Source organism: Flavobacterium bomense (genome assembly GCF_003970355.1).
In genome coordinates, this window is record NZ_RYDJ01000010.1 from 84,323 (window position 1) to 101,389 (window position 17,067).

Sequence of the window (17,067 nt, forward strand, 5' to 3'; positions counted from 1 at the left end):
CCACTAGAAATAGTGGCATTTTTTATTTTATAAGAATCTCTTTCTTGGAATTAATTTTCACAATACAAAAAGGAGTCGTAAAAGCTTGTGTCACCATACTACCCGGCTCAGGATTTGTTTCTTGAACTGTTATAATTATATTTTTATCCGTTTCAATTACCTTATCAATTCCTATGGCATATCCGCCAGTGGTTTTCTCTCCCATATTCAAAACAACAAAATTAGCATTCAGAATATCATTAGCATTAATCTTATTTTTTAAGTTTTCATCATTCTGCAGCATTTTAATTTCGCTTGGTTCAGAAAGAATCTCAAAAAAACGGATACTAGCTCCACCATTAGTTTGCTGAGTCAAAACTTCAAATAGCGCTGTAGTGGCATCTGTACTTTTTAAAGAAACGCTACCGCAGGAAACGACAGTTATAGCAAGGAACGACAGCATTACTTTTTTCATTTTTATGTTTTTACATTTAATAATTTCAAAAATAATTCCTGTGTGTCTATAAGTATTTATTAATGGCTTTTTGATATAACTCTTCGTAAAGGGGCAAAATATTTTTTATGTCAAATTGTTTGGCAACAGCTAATGCGTTTTCTTTAAATTTAGCAAGCGTCAAATCATCTTTTAGAATTTTCAATGCGTTTTGAGCCATTTCCTCTGTATTTCCTACATCACTTAAATAGCCGGAAATGCCTTCAAAATTAACTTCGGGTAAACCGCCTGAATTACTAGAGATAACAGGAACTTTACACGCCATAGCTTCAAGGGCTGCCAAACCAAAACTTTCTGTTTCAGATGGGAGTAAAAACAAGTCAGTTAAGCACAAAATCTTATCAATTTCGTTGCTGTTACCAAAAAAGATTACCTTGTCTAGTATACCCAATTCCTGACATAAATATTCTGCTTTTTCTTTTTCAGGGCCATCACCAACCATCATCAATTTAGCCGGAATCTCTTTTTGAATATTATAGAAAATTTTAATGACATCCGGAATTCGTTTTACTTTTCTAAAATTACTGATGTGCGTTATAATTCGTTCATTTTCCTTGGCCATGACTGAACGTTGACAAGGAATGTTCAGGTTATTTGTATTTTTATTCAATTCAATAAAATTAGGAATAACCTCAATTTCATTTTTTATATTGAATAATTTAAGCGTATCGTCTTTTAAACTTTGGGATACTGAGGTAACAAAATCTGATTTATTGATACTAAAAGTGACTGCTGGCTTATAAAACGGGTGATTCCCTACCAAGGTGATATCTGTTCCGTGTAATGTTGTCACCATTGGAATATCAATGCCTTCGTCTTTCAGCATTTGTTTTGCCATATAGCCCGCATAGGCATGAGGAATAGCATAATGTACATGAAGCAATTCTATTTTATATAATTTTACCATATCGACTAATTTGCTCGATAAGGCCAATTCATACGGTTGGTAATGAAACAATGGATATTCAGGCACATTTACTTCGTGGTAATGCACATTTGGACTTAAAAGTGCCAAACGTACGGGCTGACTGTAAGTTATGAAATGTATTTCATGCCCACGACGAGCCAATTCCAGTCCTAATTCTGTAGCGACAACACCACTACCTCCAAAGGTAGGATAACAAACTATTGCAATTTTCATGTATTTAATTTAATGAAACGAAATTAAGAAAAATAGGAATGTGTTTTATGGAATTTTAAGTTAAATGCAATACAAATTTAAAATTTCATTCGCTGAATTCGAACGGCATTTAAAATCGCCAATAAGGCCACCCCCACATCTGCAAAAACCGCCTCCCACATAGAGGCAAGTCCAGCAGCTCCCAGAATGAGAACTATTAGTTTTACGAAAAAAGCCAATCCAATATTTTGCCAAACGATTTGTTTTGTTTTTTTTCCAATGGTGATAGCGGTAAAAATCTTAGTGGGCTGGTCATTTTGAATGACAATATCAGCCGTTTCAATAGTAGCATCGCTTCCTAAACCACCCATAGCAATTCCCGCATCTGCCAGAGCAATGACTGGAGCATCATTTACTCCGTCTCCAACAAATGCAACTTTTAATTTTTGGTTTAAAAGTGCGGTTACTTTATTGACTTTATCTTCTGGCAACAAATTTCCGTAAGCTTCATCAATATTTAATTCTTTGGCTACAGCCAAAACTACCGCTTGATTGTCCCCAGAAAGTAATATTGTTTTGATATTTATTTTATGTAAACTTTCAATAGCCACTTTTGCATCTTCTTTTATTTCATCGGCAACAAGAAAATAACCTGTATATTTTTGATTGATGGCAACTACAACAATAGTGTACGGAATAGCATCAAGATCCGTGTCATAATCAATATGGAATTTTTTCATCAGTTTAGGACTTCCCACCAAGATTTCATTTCCATCTACAACACCTTGCAAGCCAAGGCCTGGAATCTCAGTGAAATTAGAAACAACAATTTCATTTTTAGGATTTTTGGCAAATTCTACTATTGCGGAACCAACCGGATGCGTCGATTTAGCTTCAATTACTGCAGTATAGTTAACTAAATCAGACTCCAGAATTCCTATCGACACTACTTTCTGAACTTTAAAAACGCCTTTGGTTAAAGTCCCTGTTTTATCCATCACCACTACCTGAATAGCTGCCATAGTATCCAGAAATGTAGATCCTTTAAACAATATTCCGTTTTTACTTGCGGCGCCAATTCCGCCAAAATACCCTAACGGAATGGAAATCACCAAGGCACACGGACAGGAAACCACCAAGAACAGTAAGGCTCTGTACAGCCATTCCTTAAATATATACGTTTCTGCAAATAAGATTGGCACTACACATATAGCAATAGCGAGATACACTATTATTGGCGTGTATATTTTAGCAAACTTCCTAATAAATAATTCTGTTGGTGCTTTTTTAGCAGTGGCATCCTGCACCATCTGGAGGATTTTAGATAATTTGCTGTCTGTAAATGCAGTAGTCACTTCTACTTGAGCAATAGAAGTGCCATTGATCATTCCGGCAAGAATTGTATCTCCTTTTGACTTAGAATCCGGTTTGCTTTCGCCTGTTAATGCAGCAGTATTGAAAGTGGCATAATCCGAAAGCAACATTCCATCTAATGCTAATTTTTCTCCGGGTTTTAATTCTATGACAGCTCCAATAGCCACTTCCGAAGCTTTAATTGCAATCACATTTTGTCCCATTACAACGTTTGCAACATCAGGTCTTTGATCCAGTAATAATTTTATATTTAATTTTGCTCTTTTAACGGCGAGCATTTGGAATAATTCACCAATGGAGTAAAATAACATGACAGCCACTCCTTCGGCATATTGACCAATTCCAAACGCACCTAATGTAGCTATTCCCATTAGAAAAAATTCAGAAAAAATAGCTCCTTTACCAATGCTATCGTAAGCTTCTTTCAAAACTGGAAGCCCTACCGGAATGTAAGCTGCAACATACCAAACGATTCGAAACCAACCATTAAACCAAGATTGAGGAAAGTAATTATCAAACAATAAAGCAATCAGCAATCCTATAAAACTAATTATAGATGGTAAAAACATTCTGAGGGTGCTTTCATTTCCGTTAGAATGATCGTGATCTTCCTCATCGTGATTTTCTGACTCACTGTGAGAGGAACAACATCCTGCATCTTGCTCTGCTTTATTTACTTTTTTTTCTTCTACTGCGCAACATTTGTTGTCAGGTAAAGTTTTATGTTGGGATGCCATTTTAAATTGTTTTATATTTAATGAAAAACGAAAAATAAATAATAATAAGTAATGTGGTTATCCCAGTAATAAAAAATGTAGTATTCGCACCAAATTGATACCAAAGGACCCCGGCAAAAGAACTGGCCAATAAGGCGCAAATACTTTGAAATCCAGAATAAGTTCCAATAGCAGTCGCAGTATCTTTTTTATCAGAAATATTACTGATCCATGCTTTCGAAATCCCTTCGGTTGCAGCAGCATACACACCGTAAATTAAAAATAATCCACCAATAATATAACTGTTTTTAGTAAATGCCATTCCAAAATAGACAATTGCAAATAGAAAAAGTCCAAAAGTAAACATTTTCTTCAATCCAATTTTATCAGCAAAAATTCCTAATGGAAATGCACAAAGAGCATAAACCAAATTGTAAAAAATATAAATCTCTATTACCACAGTATCATTTAAACCTGCTTGCTTCGCTTTTAAAAGTAAAAAAACATCGGAACTATTGAATAAGGCAAAAGCTAATAGTCCTGTTACTACTCTTCGATATTGTGCAGGACTTGTTTTCCAATAGCTAAGAAACGAGAAAAACGAAATCTGTTTTACCTCCTTTGCCTGTACCTTAAGTTTATCGTTAAGCAAAAAAGAAGCAAATACCGCTAGTAAACCTGGAATAAAAGCAACATAAAAAAGCATTTTATACTGTTGTGGATAAAAATGCAGATAAATCAAAGCCATAACAGGTCCTAGAACGGCACCAAACGTATCCATTGATCTATGAAATCCAAATATCTTTCCTTTCGTTTCAGCAGTTGCTTCATCAGATAAAATCGCATCTCTTGCACCAGTACGAATTCCTTTTCCGAAACGATCAATTGCTCTGGCAAAAAATATCCAAAGAGGGAAGACGAATACCGCCATCATGGGTTTTGAAATAGCACTTAAACCGTAGCCCAGACGCACAAATGGAACACGTTTACCTGAACTATCAGATAACTTACCAAAATATCCTTTACTTAATCCAGCTAAAGCCTCGGCAAAGCCTTCTAAAACACCAATTAATACTATCGAGAACCCAATCGATTTAAGGTATATAGGCATTATTGGATAAAGCATTTCGCTCGCTGTATCCGTAAATAGACTAACCAGTGATACTATCCAGACTGTTTTTGAAATATAATTTAATCTTTTCATTTTGAATTATTTTACGTTTTCATAGAACAGTAAACAGTATAAACCGTTATTTTTCCATTCTTGATCTTTTCTTGTTAAGCCATTTATTAGCCTTATAGGTTAGGTAGGCCGACCCACTTCCTAAAACGGCTCCTGCCACTACATCGCTTGGATAATGAACGCCTAAGTGCATTCGAGAATATCCCACGGCACTTGCCCATACAAAAGACGGTGCAATAACATACCATTTATGATACGCTAAACTAAGTGACGTTGCCGTTGCGAAAGCTGACGAAGTATGTCCCGAAGGAAATGAATAACCCACGGTCGACGCTGCTTGATCAATATCAGGATAGGTTTTAAATGGTCGCTGTCTTTTTATAGTATGTTTCAAAGCGGTAGTAATAAATGCATTTACTAAGAATGCTTCTCCAACAAAAATTGCCTGTTTCTTGGCGGCATTATCTTTCTTTAATAAACCAACCGAATATATAATAATAGGAGTAACAAGACCGATGGGAACCGCACTATTCGTTATTAATTTAAAAGTAGGATCTAAATTCTTATTTCGATCAACATTGATATCTCGTAGAATATTTATATCATTATTTTGAGCATTTACAAAAGTCATGCAAAAAAGCCATACAATTAAATTGATTTTTGCAATTACAGTATTCTTATTTTTCATCCTATTGTTTTTATCTCAAATATACTATAATACAGGTGAACTTTGTAACGAAACACTTCTAACAAAATCATTTTAAAAAAAATAGTTCAAATGAAATTGACTATAATTTCATTTGAACTATTTTATTATTACGTTAACGTTTGCTTAGTTTATAATCGCTTCATAAATTACCCTTTGGATATCTTCCCGAATATTTTCTTTCGATAATCTATTTTCACTTGCAATTGGGAAAGTTCTATTAGATAAAAACACATAAACAATTTGCGTTTCAGGATCAGCCCAAGCCATTGTACCTGTATAACCAGTGTGACCAAAACTCGTCATTGAAGCACAACCGCACGTAGGTCCTACAGCACCTAATTGTGGTTTATCAAAGCCCACTCCTCTCCTATTTCCGGCGGCACAAAAATAGCACGTATTGAAATCATCAAATGTTTTTTCAGAAAAATATTGCCGGTTTCCATAATTTCCTTTTTGTAAATAAAGTTCCATTATTTTAGCCACATCCATAGCATTCGAAAAAACACCTGCGTGACCTGAAACCCCACCTTCTAAAGCAGCGGACAAATCATTGACATATCCTTGTAAAAGTTGACGACGGAAATAGGTATCTGTTTCCGTTGGCGGAATTCTGTTTTTATCAAATTTAGTCAATGGATTGAAACTTGAATTGTTCATCCCGAGTGAACGATAGAAATTTTCTTGAATTAAAACATCTAATGGTTTACCCGTTGTCTTTTCTAAATAATCCTTCAGAATCATAAAAGTAAGATCACTGTATTTGTATTCTTTTTTTAATGACAGTTTACTCTCAACAATCATTTTCATAATTGTGTCACTAAAATCATTTCGTATAAAAAGACTGTCTCCTAGTTTTTTCGAAAACTGCTCTTCAGCAATTTTTCTAAAATAAACATCAGAAGGAGATTGCGATTTATTCATTGTAGCCTTGTAAAATGGTATTCCTGCTGCTAAACCTGCATAATGCGACAATAAATCCTTGAAATTAATATTTGCCTTATTGGAATCTTTAAAAATAGGAGACATTGATCCTAATGTTGTTTCCAAATTTATTTTTTGCTGGTCGTATTGCTGCATCACATTAGGCAATGTAGCTATAATTTTCGTTAATGAGGCAACATCATAAATATCGGAGTCTTGCACTTTAATCGTTCTATCATACGTATGATGACCGAATGATTTTTGATAAATAACTTTTCCTTTTCTGGCTACCAATACCTGAATTCCAGGAGTCATTTTAGCGTCAATTGCTTTAGTAGCAATACTGTCAATTTTTGATAAAATCGTTGAATTCATCCCAACATTTTCTGGAGTTGTGAATCCCAGCCGATTCAATTTTTCTGTTGGCAAACCATCATTTACATTAAAACTAGTATTAATAGAAACCGGTAGTTTCCCTTTGGCTTCAATAGCCCCAAAAATTAGTTCTGCCGAAACGACCTGTGCAACTGCACTATTTTGATAAGAAACAACTAAACCTTCAATATCTTCAAAATTTATAATTGGTAATAAAGCGTATGGTTTTGCAAAAACATCCAGAATTACAGTATTATTTTGGGCTAGAAATTTAATTTTTGCCAACTCATCCAATCTTAGATCATGATTACTAAAAGCAACATCTGATTTGTGATAACCAATGATTACGGTTGTAAAAGGGTGTAATTTCACTTGAAGACTATCCAAATTCACATCTGAAATCACAGTTACTTCAGTGTATTTTTTTAAAGTTGAAACAAAAACATCATTGTTGTCATCTCCCATTTTTACATAAGCGATTTTTTGTTTGTCCAAATTTTTAATCGGCAAAACAGCAGCCGTGTTTTTTAGAACGGTAATTGCATTTTCATACAACTCATAGTGTAAAGCTTCATTTTCAACTGAATTCAAATCGGTGTATAAATTTTCAGTGGCAATTGGTTTAAAATTATTCAAATTCGCTTTGTACTTGAATTTCAGAATTTTTTTTACGGAAAAAGCCAATCGTTCCTCCGTAAATAAATTTAGAGAATACGCAAATTTAAATTTCTCAATAGCAGCAGGAACATTTTCAGGAAACAGCAGCACGTCATTACCGGCTATAAAAGCTTCAAAATTAATTTCACTGGGTAATTTAAATTCGCTTACACTTTTCATATTCAAAGCATCTGTAAAAATAAGTCCTTTGAAACCCAATTCTTTCTGAAGAATATCAGTAACCACATTATAGGAAATTGAGGAAGGAAAATTAGGTCTTGGTTCTATGCTGGGAACGTTTAAATGGGCTACCATAACGGACGAAAGTCCTTCATGAAACATTTTTTTGTAAGGATAAAACGCTAGGTTTTGTAATTGTTCTTTTGAGGAATTTATGGTCGGTAATTTTTTATGAGAATCCGTATCCGTATCGCCATGTCCCGGAAAATGCTTTCCTGTTGAAAATATGCCTTGACTTTGCACCCCTTTCATCAAAGCAATAGCATGTGCTGTAACCTTGAATTTATCTTCACCAAAAGAACGAAAACCTATGATAGGATTTTTAGGATTGGAGTTGATGTCAAGAATTGGAGCAAAGTTAAATTGCAATCCCAATCGCTTGCTTTGTTGTCCTATTTGAACACCTACTTTCTCCAATAATTTCATGTCTTGGATGGCTCCAAGAGTCATATTCCAGGGATAACTGTAGGTAGAGTCCAATCGCATGCCCAAACCCCATTCCGCATCACTACCAATAAACAATGGAGTTTTTGACTTGGATTGAAAACGGTTGGTTAATTTTGCCTGACGAACAGGTCCACCTTGAAAGAAAATTAATCCTCCAATTTTATGATCTGTTATGAGTGTATCAATAGCTTTAATATGCGTCGAATCTTTATTGGAATAAGCGGCAACCATAAACAATTGTCCAAATTTTTCCTCTAAAGTCATTGCACTGTAAACACTATCAACCCATTTGTTGCCTTGAGGAGACAACTCAAAAAGTGTGGGCATATTACTTAAAGCAATACTGTCTAAATTTTCAATTTTGGACGGAATGTTGGTTACAATTACTTTATTCTTATTTGTTTTTGTACCAACACAACCAACAGCAATAAAAAGAAATAAGACATAAAAAAAACTATTTCTGATGCTTATCTTTTTCATCTGACTATTTTGTTTAAAAAAAACGACTGTGCCAGCTATCAATGGCAGGAACTTCCCAGGATTCATTGTATTCTTCTATATTATTAACTAAATTATTGAAAACGATGGTATTTTCAGTAACCGCTTTATCTTTTACCATTTTCTTGAAATCAATCAACGGCTTGTGTGCTATATGTTCTCCAAGTTTGAAGGTAACGTTCATTTTATCCAATAAATCTACGGTATATTTTTGTTCTAAATTTTGAATAAATTCTACAGAGGAATCTATAGAGCATCCTGTTGCAGCTTGTACATCCTGATTTACGGCAATAATGATAAACCGGTTGTATTTTAATTGGTACGAGGATTCTAGACTAGTACCATGCGCAGCCCAACCTTCCAGAAAAGATTGCAAGGCGCTTTCTATTTCAGAAAATTCGGCATCCGAAAATTTTCTGTTTGATTGATAAATCCAGATTTTAGATTCTTCGGGTAAATTTTCAAATGGAACGTACATACGATTTTAGATTTGTGATTTTAGATTGTAGATTTATGAAGTTAGGTGTAATAAATTATAGAGCATTGCTGATTACTTAGACACTGTACACTAAAGATCCTGCGCATTAGCAATTAGTTCCGCAATATCCATCACTTTTACTTCGCCTTCTTTTTCTTTATTTTTAATACCGTCCGTCATCATGGTATTACAAAAAGGACAGCCTGCGGCAATAATTTCTGGTTTTGTTTCTAATGCCTCCTCGGTTCTTTCTATATTGACTTCCTTATTTCCAGGTTCAGCATCTTTAAACATTTGGGCTCCACCTGCACCGCAACATAAACCGTTAGCTTTAGAACGCTTCATTTCAACTAATTCAGCATCCAATTTAAGAATCAATTCTCTTGGTGCTTCATACACATTATTAGCTCTGCCTAAATAACAAGGATCGTGAAAAGTAATTCGTTTACCCTTGAATTGTCCACCTTCAATAGTCAGCCTTCCGTCATCTAACAAGGATTTCAAAAACTCCGTGTGGTGAACCACTTCGTATTTTCCGCCTAATTCCGGATATTCATTTTTTAGTGTATTGAAACAATGTGGACAAGCGGTAACAATTTTTTTTGCTTCGTATGCATTCAAAACCTCAATATTCATCATGGCCTGCATTTGAAACAAAAACTCATTACCAGCTCTTTTGGCAGGATCACCTGTACAGCTTTCTTCAGTACCTAAAACGGCAAAAGAAACATTAGCCCGATTTAAAATCCGAACAAAAGCCTTCGTTATTTTCTTCGCTCTATCGTCAAAACTTCCTGCACAACCCACCCAAAATAAAACTTCTGGTTGTTTCCCTTGAGCTAACATTTCGGCCATGGTAGGCACTATTAAATTCTCTGACATACTATCTTGTTGATTCGGTTATTTGCTTATTTGGTTAATGACAAAATCTTCATTTGTAAATCGGTTATTCGTTAAACAAATAGCCTATTAAACAGTGACGCGATTTAACGCCTATTCGTTTTTCCAATTCAATCGGTCTTGCTGATTGTATTGCCATGGCGCACCGTTATTCTCTATATTAGTCATCATGGCGTTTATTGGCAGTGGGGCCGCACTTTGTTCCATTACTAAATAGCGACGCATATCCATAATAATTGAAAGCGGGCTAATGTTTACAGGACATTCTTCCACGCACGCATTACAAGAAGTGCATGCCCAAAGCTCTTCTGGTGTGATGTAATCGTTTAATAATGTTTTGTTGTCCGGAATAAAAACACCTTTATTGGCATCAATATTTCTTCCTACTTCTTCCATTCGATCTCTGGTATCCATCATAATTTTACGTGGAGACAATTTTTTTCCTGTAATATTGGCTGGACAAGCTGACGTACAACGACCACATTCTGTACAGGTATACGCATTCAATAATTGAACCCAGTTTAAGTCCTGAATATCACTGGCACCAAATTTACTTGGAACCGCATTCTCATCCACTGGTGCTGCCGCAAAAGGATCAGCATTAGGATCCATCATTAACTTCACTTCTTTAGTAACGGATTCTAAATTATCAAATTGTCCTTGCGGATTTAGATTTGCAAAATACGTATTTGGGAATGCTAACAGAATATGTAAATGTTTTGAAAAATACAAGTAATTCATAAAAATTAAAATACCCACAATATGCAACCACCAGAATATCTCTGAAAGCAACATTACCAATTCATTTGACATTCCGTTAAAGATAGGTTCAATAAATTGACTGATCGGAAACCAACCGGCTTTTATAAAATGAGAAAAACCTCCGGAGACATTTTGTAAATGCAAATCAGAAGCGTTCATCAATAAAAATAATGTCATAAGAACCACCTCAAAATACAAGATATAGTTTGCATCATTTTTTGGCCAGCCTTTTAAATCAGAGCTCACAAATCTTTTCAATTTGATGGCATTTCTTCTGCTCCAAAAAGCAAAAACTGCTACTAAAACTAAAAAAGCTAAAATTTCGAAAGAAGCAATCAGCACATCATACGTAGTTCCTAAAAAAGCAAAAACACGATGTGTCCCAAAAAGTCCGTCGATAATAATTTCTAACAATTCAATATTTATAATTATAAAACCCACATAGACAATAATATGCAATGCTCCAGCGATAGGTTTTTTGACCATTTTTGATTGACCAAGAGCTATCATGGCCATATTAATCCAGCGCGCTTTAGGATTATCAAAGCGATTTACATCCGTTCCAAGATTGATATTTCGTCTGATTTTTTTAACACTGTTGAAAAAATAACCAAAACCAATTACCAATATAACGGCAAATAAAATGTTGTCTAAGTAGCTCATAATTGCTATTTTATTTCATTAGATATAGAATCATTTACAGGACCTACATACGGTTTATTTTTCTTTCCAAATAAAGAAATATTGACATATCGAGTGGGATAAAGTCTAATATCTTGTAATAATAATTCTAATTCTTTTGTGGCGTTTTTTATGTTTTGGTAGAAAGCCTCGTCGTTTAGCAATTTACCCATAGAACCTTTCCCAGATTCTAAACCACTCATAATACCATCAACTCTTCCTAGAGTTGCATTGAGATTTTTTACCGTTTTTCCAAGATCGGCTTTATTCAAGGAATCTGATATTTTAGAAAAATTACCCGATATTTTAGAAAAATTGCTAACGACTCCGTTGATTTGTGCTTTATTCGTTTCTAATAAAGTATTGACATTTAAGGACACTTTATGAAATTGTTCAATGGTTTTGCTCAATTCAGCTAGAGTGAGTTTTAAATCCCGCTGCCCTTTTTGATCCAGAACGTTATTAAAACCGGAAATTAATTTATCCGTGCTTAACAATAGTTTTTCTAGTTTTTCCTGAAGAGGTGCTAATTGATCCCCTACTTTATCAGTAAGTCCTAATTTCACTCCGCCTTGCAATTTCTGACCATCAAGTGCCAAGCTTTTATCTTTAAAATTAGGGATAATTGCAATTTGTTTTCCTCCAATAAATCCTGGCTCATAAATAGAAGCCCTACTGGATTTAGAAATAGGAAAATCAGTTTTCAATTGCAATTCGACTAATAATAGTCCTGTGTTTTCATTTATGGTAATACTATTTACTTTACCAACCACCAAACCGTTCAAGGTAACAGGTGAGGATGTGGCTAGGCCTTCAACACTTTTATATTCTACATAAAATGTTTTATAATTTGTGAAAAGATCTCTTCCTTTCAAAAAACTATAGCCCCAAATAAATAATAAAATAGAAGCAATTACTAAGATAGCAGTTTTAATTTCTCGTGTTATTTTCAAAATTCAAGTATTTTTTACAAATTTAATGTAAAATATTTTAAGTTGTTGTTATTATTTAAGAGCTTAATTCTACACTTATTTTTTCTCCAACATTAAATGCAATTAAGTGTCCGGACGTATCTTTTTAGGTTTAACCATATCGATTTTTTTTTGCTAAATAATAATCTGATATTTAGATTTATAACTAATACTAATGATCCTGTCATCCGCTATCAGTAGAAGCTCTTCAGACACTTTGAAATTAGATACATTTAACTTTTTATTTAATAAAACCAGTTATAGTTTAACAAATATGTTGTTTTGGGATAGACTACTTGAACATCGTACGCATCTTTAGATCTGTTTTTTTAACTTTAATATTGTCGTAAGCGCATTTGCTTTTCAACAAAACTATTGTGCAAATTTACTGGGTTTTTACCGCCGTGACCACATTAAAATAAAATAAATCGGTCTGAGAAAAAAAGTTCAACAAGACCAATAAAAATACTTTTAGAATTGCGAATTCGCTCGTATTATTTTCGAAATAAAACTTATTTTTTTAATCAATACTACTGTAGCACTTGTTATTTAATCGCTTCTTGAATGCTTATTTTTTCTCCATTTTTAAAAGCGATCAAAAAAGCAGTATCATATCCTTTCTCTTTTGCCTCTGTTAATTGCTTTCTTGCTTCATCGTAATCCGTTGTTTCTCCATACATATATTTGTAGACTCTATTTTCATAGGCAACAGAGATATTTTTTAATCCTTTAAAATTTCTAGGCAGGAGCGCTACTTTTTTGATACTAGCCAAAAGTTGCACTTTGAATGAGATTTTAGTATTATCGATTGCTTTTTTAGTTTCAATAACTTGAAGGTTTGTTTTTGATTTTAAAGGCGTTGCAGTATCCTTAACTTGTTTTTCAATAATTTTTTGCGAAGGCTTTACTTCAAATGCTTCCGATTCTCCACTTCCAAAATATTCTTTTTTATAATCGATTATAGCTCCTGCAATGGCTTTGGCAATTTCGTTCTGGCCTTCTTCTGAATTTAATCTATTTCCTTCAGTCGGATTAGAAATAAACCCCATTTCTATCAATACTCGTGGCATGTAGGCTTTATGAAGCACCATAAATGGCGCTTGTTTAACTCCTCCTCCACGTATTTTTTTTCCTAAATCTGCAAAAGCATCTTCTACCTTACTGGCCAGTGAAATACTGTTGTCTAAATATTCTTCCTGCATCAAGGTCATCCCAATCATAGTTTCCGGAGAGTTTGGATCAAATCCTTCATATTTTTGTTTGTAATCTTTTTCAAGAGTGATTACAGAATTCTCTTTTTTAGCCGCTTCTAGGTTAGAGGCTATCTTACTTAAACCCATCACGTAGGTTTCTGTGCCATCGGCAGCGGTATTTCTGTTGGCATTACAATGAATTGACACAAAAATATTAGCATTAAATCTGTTAGCAATATTGGCTCTTTCAATTAAGTCAATAAAAACATCTGTTTTTCGTGTAAAATTCACATCAATTTGTGGAGTAGCTTCTAATAACTTACCAACTTTTAGAACGACAGCCAAAGCTATGTTTTTTTCTATTCGTCCTTCATATACAGCACCAAAATCATGATCGCCATGCCCCGCATCAAGTGTTACTTTAAAAACATTAGATTGACAAAAGGCTGATAGCGATATTATCGTCATCAAAAAAGTTATTGTAATTTTAATTTTATAGGTGTTGTGCATAAAGCTATAAGTTAATTTAATTAGAAGACTAAGGGTATAAATTTATTTATTTGACTATTTTTGACAAAAATTTATATGTAAGTTTGACATCTCAAAAAACAGGCCATAATTTTACAAAAATAGCATTTAAACCTTTGCATACAAACTTATTTAATATCGTTTTATTATCAATCTTCCTATCCTTAGGGTCTGGAAAATTATATTCTCAAGATATATCAAAAAAAAAGACGGCGATTTCCGTTAGTAAACAAATAGATAGTACTACTTTAGGAACTATCAAAAAGGTTCCTACTGTTGCAACTACTACAAAAGAGAAGGATTCAATACAAAAAGACAGTATAAAGCCTACCAAAGCATTCCTTGACGGAAAGGTAAAATACAAAGCCGATCAATATGCTAAAATTGATCAAAAGAAAAAGCTCATTACTTTGTATAATAACGCAGAATTGTATTATCAAGACATTGAATTGAAGTCTGGTATAATTGTAATGAATTATGAAAAAAATGAAGTTTATGCCGGTCGCATCAAAGATTCTACAGGAGCATATACACAGTTTCCAAATTTCAAACAGGGCACTAATGTTATTGAACCTGATTCTATCCGATTTAATTTTAAAACAAAAAAAGCTTTAATTTGGAACTCACGATCAGATCAAGGCGAATTTAAAATAAAAGCAACGCAGACCAAAAAAGAAAATGATTCTGTTTATTTTCTAAAAGGAGCCCGTTTTACTACTTCAAAAGATGTAGACAATCCAGAATATTATTTTCAAACCAGCAAAGTAAAATTCATCCCAGGCAAAAAAGTAGTTACGGGATTGACTAATATGGTTATTGCAAATGTTCCTACTCCAATTGCATTGCCTTTTGCTTTTTTTCCAATGAGCCAAGAAACCAGCATTTCAGGATTAATTTTACCAAGCTATAACGACTCCAACAACCGAGGGTTTTCGTTGCAAAATTTAGGGTATTATTTTGCCATGAGTGATAATTATGATTTAACCGTATTAGGCGATTATTATACTAATGGCAGTTACGGGTTGCGTTTTGAATCCAGTTATGCCAAAAGATACAATTATAGAGGAAACTTAAACATTCGATTTGAAAACTTAATTACCAGCGAAAGAGGCTACCCTGATTACTTAAAACAAAATATTTATAACATACAATGGTCCCATTCCAAAGACTCTAAATCGAATCCTAATTCTAGTTTTTCGGCCTCTGTGAATCTTGGAAGTAGTAAATATTTTCGACAATCTATCAATCAGATAAATATTGGTTCAAATCTAAATAATACCTTAAGTTCTTCTGTGTCGTATTCAAAAACATTCACTTCAATTCCACAAGTTAGAATGTCATTGACTGCAACTCACTCGCAAAACACACAAACCGCAGAAATCAATATGACACTACCTACACTACAACTGAGTGTGGATCGGATTTATCCTTTTGTGGGGAAAGACGGCGTAAAAAAAGGGTTTTTCAAGAACATCAATTTACAATATAATCTGAATGGCCGAAACAGCATTGTTACTACCGATTCTTTATTCTTCAAGCCACAAATGTTCCGGGATGCAAAAATTGGTTTCCAACACAGTATTCCGTTAAGCACCAATTTTAAATTATTTAAATATTTCAGTGCGTCTACATCCGTAAATTATGAAGAAATTTGGTATACCAAAACAATTGAAAGAAGTTTTGACCAAAACCAAAGCACCGTAGTCGATAAAACGGTTAATGGCTTTGATGCCTTTAGAACCTATTCCTTCTCTTCAAGTCTGGGAACCACTATTTATGGAACTTTTAACTTTGGTGAAAACAAAAAGATAAAATCAATTCGGCACGTCATGAGACCATCTGTTTCGTATGGGTATACCCCAAGTTTCGAAAAATATTATGACACCTACGCATCCGATGCAACCGGGACAATGACAAAACAATATTCCAGATTTGAAAGCGGGATTTTTGGAGCCCCAGGATTGAATAATTCGAATTCGTTAGGATTTGATTTGAGCAACACTATTGAAGCAAAAGTTACTGATAGCGATAGCACCAAGGTTGAACCTAAAAAAATAATGCTGCTGAATAACTTAAACCTATCTACCAGCTATAATTTAGATGCAGATGGTGTCAATTCATTAGCTTTTGCGCCGATACGAGTTAGTGGTGGTACCCAACTTTTTCAAAATAAAATGAATGTCAATTTTGGCGCAACGTTAGATCCCTATGCGATTGATAACTCCGGAAACCGAATTAATGTCTTTAATATTAACAACGGCGGCAGCCTTTTTAGAATGACAAGTTCTAATATGACTTTAAATTACTCTATTTCCAGTAAAGGAAATGATAAAAAAGAAAAAGACACAAATGAACAAAGTCGAAGAAATGGGGGCCGTGGAGATGATCTGTTCGGTACCAATACGGACTTAGGAGACAACAGGAAAAGTCAGTTTGACGAAGAAGAGGAAGATGATGGAGAAGATAAAATTTCTGAGTTTTTTAATTCAAAATTACCATGGGATATGACCTTTGCCTATTCTTTGACCTATGGAAACAATAATAGAGAGAATCAAATAATTGGTAACTCGATAATGATTTCAGCTAATGCTGATATCACTCCAAAATGGAAAGCAGGAATATCAACCGGGTACGATTTTGTTCAAAAAGGAGTTACCTTTACTCAGCTTCGTTTTGAAAGGGATTTATTAAGTTGGAGAATGGATTTTAACTGGTCTCCATTTGGTGATAATGCAAACTGGGGATTCTTCATTGGAATAAAATCAGGCGTGCTCAGCGATATCAAATGGGACAAACGAAGTACTATAAATCGGTAATTAGG

Annotated in this window: 12 protein-coding genes; 1 reads left to right on the top strand and 11 read right to left on the bottom strand. The window is 34.1% G+C overall.

The window, feature by feature from the left end; translation table 11 throughout:
- Nucleotides 1-22: 22 nt before the first annotated feature.
- From EKL98_RS09975 to EKL98_RS10025, 11 genes are all read right to left on the bottom strand, one after another.
- Nucleotides 23-454, bottom strand: coding sequence for a protease complex subunit PrcB family protein (locus tag EKL98_RS09975; protein ID WP_126562192.1), 432 nt, complete (start codon nucleotides 452-454; stop codon nucleotides 23-25).
- Between the two features lie 46 nt (nucleotides 455-500).
- Nucleotides 501-1,634 (bottom strand): N-acetyl-alpha-D-glucosaminyl L-malate synthase BshA, encoded by a 1,134-nt coding sequence (gene bshA / locus EKL98_RS09980; protein ID WP_126459984.1) that lies wholly within the window; start codon nucleotides 1,632-1,634, stop codon nucleotides 501-503.
- 77 nt (nucleotides 1,635-1,711) lie between these two features.
- Nucleotides 1,712-3,724, bottom strand: coding sequence for a heavy metal translocating P-type ATPase (locus tag EKL98_RS09985; RefSeq protein ID WP_126562193.1), 2,013 nt, complete (start codon nucleotides 3,722-3,724; stop codon nucleotides 1,712-1,714).
- 1 nt (nucleotide 3,725) lies between these two features.
- Nucleotides 3,726-4,907: an MFS transporter gene (locus EKL98_RS09990; protein WP_126459990.1), complete on the bottom strand. Its 1,182-nt coding sequence runs from the start codon at nucleotides 4,905-4,907 to the stop codon at nucleotides 3,726-3,728.
- Nucleotides 4,908-4,953: 46 nt separating this feature from the next.
- Nucleotides 4,954-5,574, bottom strand: coding sequence for a phosphatase PAP2 family protein (locus EKL98_RS09995; protein ID WP_126459993.1), 621 nt, complete (start codon nucleotides 5,572-5,574; stop codon nucleotides 4,954-4,956).
- A gap of 144 nt (nucleotides 5,575-5,718) precedes the next feature.
- Entirely contained in the window at nucleotides 5,719-8,715 is a 2,997-nt protein-coding gene (locus EKL98_RS10000; protein WP_126562194.1) for a glycoside hydrolase family 3 N-terminal domain-containing protein, read from the bottom strand.
- 13 nt (nucleotides 8,716-8,728) lie between these two features.
- Nucleotides 8,729-9,211, bottom strand: coding sequence for an ABC transporter ATPase (locus EKL98_RS10005; RefSeq protein ID WP_126459999.1), 483 nt, complete (start codon nucleotides 9,209-9,211; stop codon nucleotides 8,729-8,731).
- Between the two features lie 90 nt (nucleotides 9,212-9,301).
- Nucleotides 9,302-10,093 carry a (Fe-S)-binding protein gene (locus EKL98_RS10010; protein WP_126562195.1) on the bottom strand — a complete coding sequence of 264 codons (792 nt, stop codon included), beginning with the start codon at nucleotides 10,091-10,093 and terminating at the stop codon, nucleotides 9,302-9,304.
- Between the two features lie 111 nt (nucleotides 10,094-10,204).
- Nucleotides 10,205-11,536, bottom strand: a complete 1,332-nt coding sequence (locus EKL98_RS10015; RefSeq protein ID WP_126562196.1) for a (Fe-S)-binding protein — start codon at nucleotides 11,534-11,536, stop codon at nucleotides 10,205-10,207.
- Between the two features lie 5 nt (nucleotides 11,537-11,541).
- Nucleotides 11,542-12,507, bottom strand: a complete 966-nt coding sequence (locus EKL98_RS10020) for an MlaD family protein (RefSeq protein WP_126562197.1) — start codon at nucleotides 12,505-12,507, stop codon at nucleotides 11,542-11,544.
- A 563-nt stretch (nucleotides 12,508-13,070) separates the two neighbouring features.
- Entirely contained in the window at nucleotides 13,071-14,228 is a 1,158-nt protein-coding gene (locus EKL98_RS10025; RefSeq protein ID WP_126562198.1) for an N-acetylmuramoyl-L-alanine amidase family protein, read from the bottom strand.
- Nucleotides 14,229-14,311: 83 nt separating this feature from the next.
- Here EKL98_RS10025 and EKL98_RS10030 point away from each other — a divergent pair, with 83 nt between their 5' ends.
- Nucleotides 14,312-17,062, top strand: a complete 2,751-nt coding sequence (locus tag EKL98_RS10030; protein ID WP_126562199.1) for a putative LPS assembly protein LptD — start codon at nucleotides 14,312-14,314, stop codon at nucleotides 17,060-17,062.
- Nucleotides 17,063-17,067 lie beyond the last annotated feature (5 nt).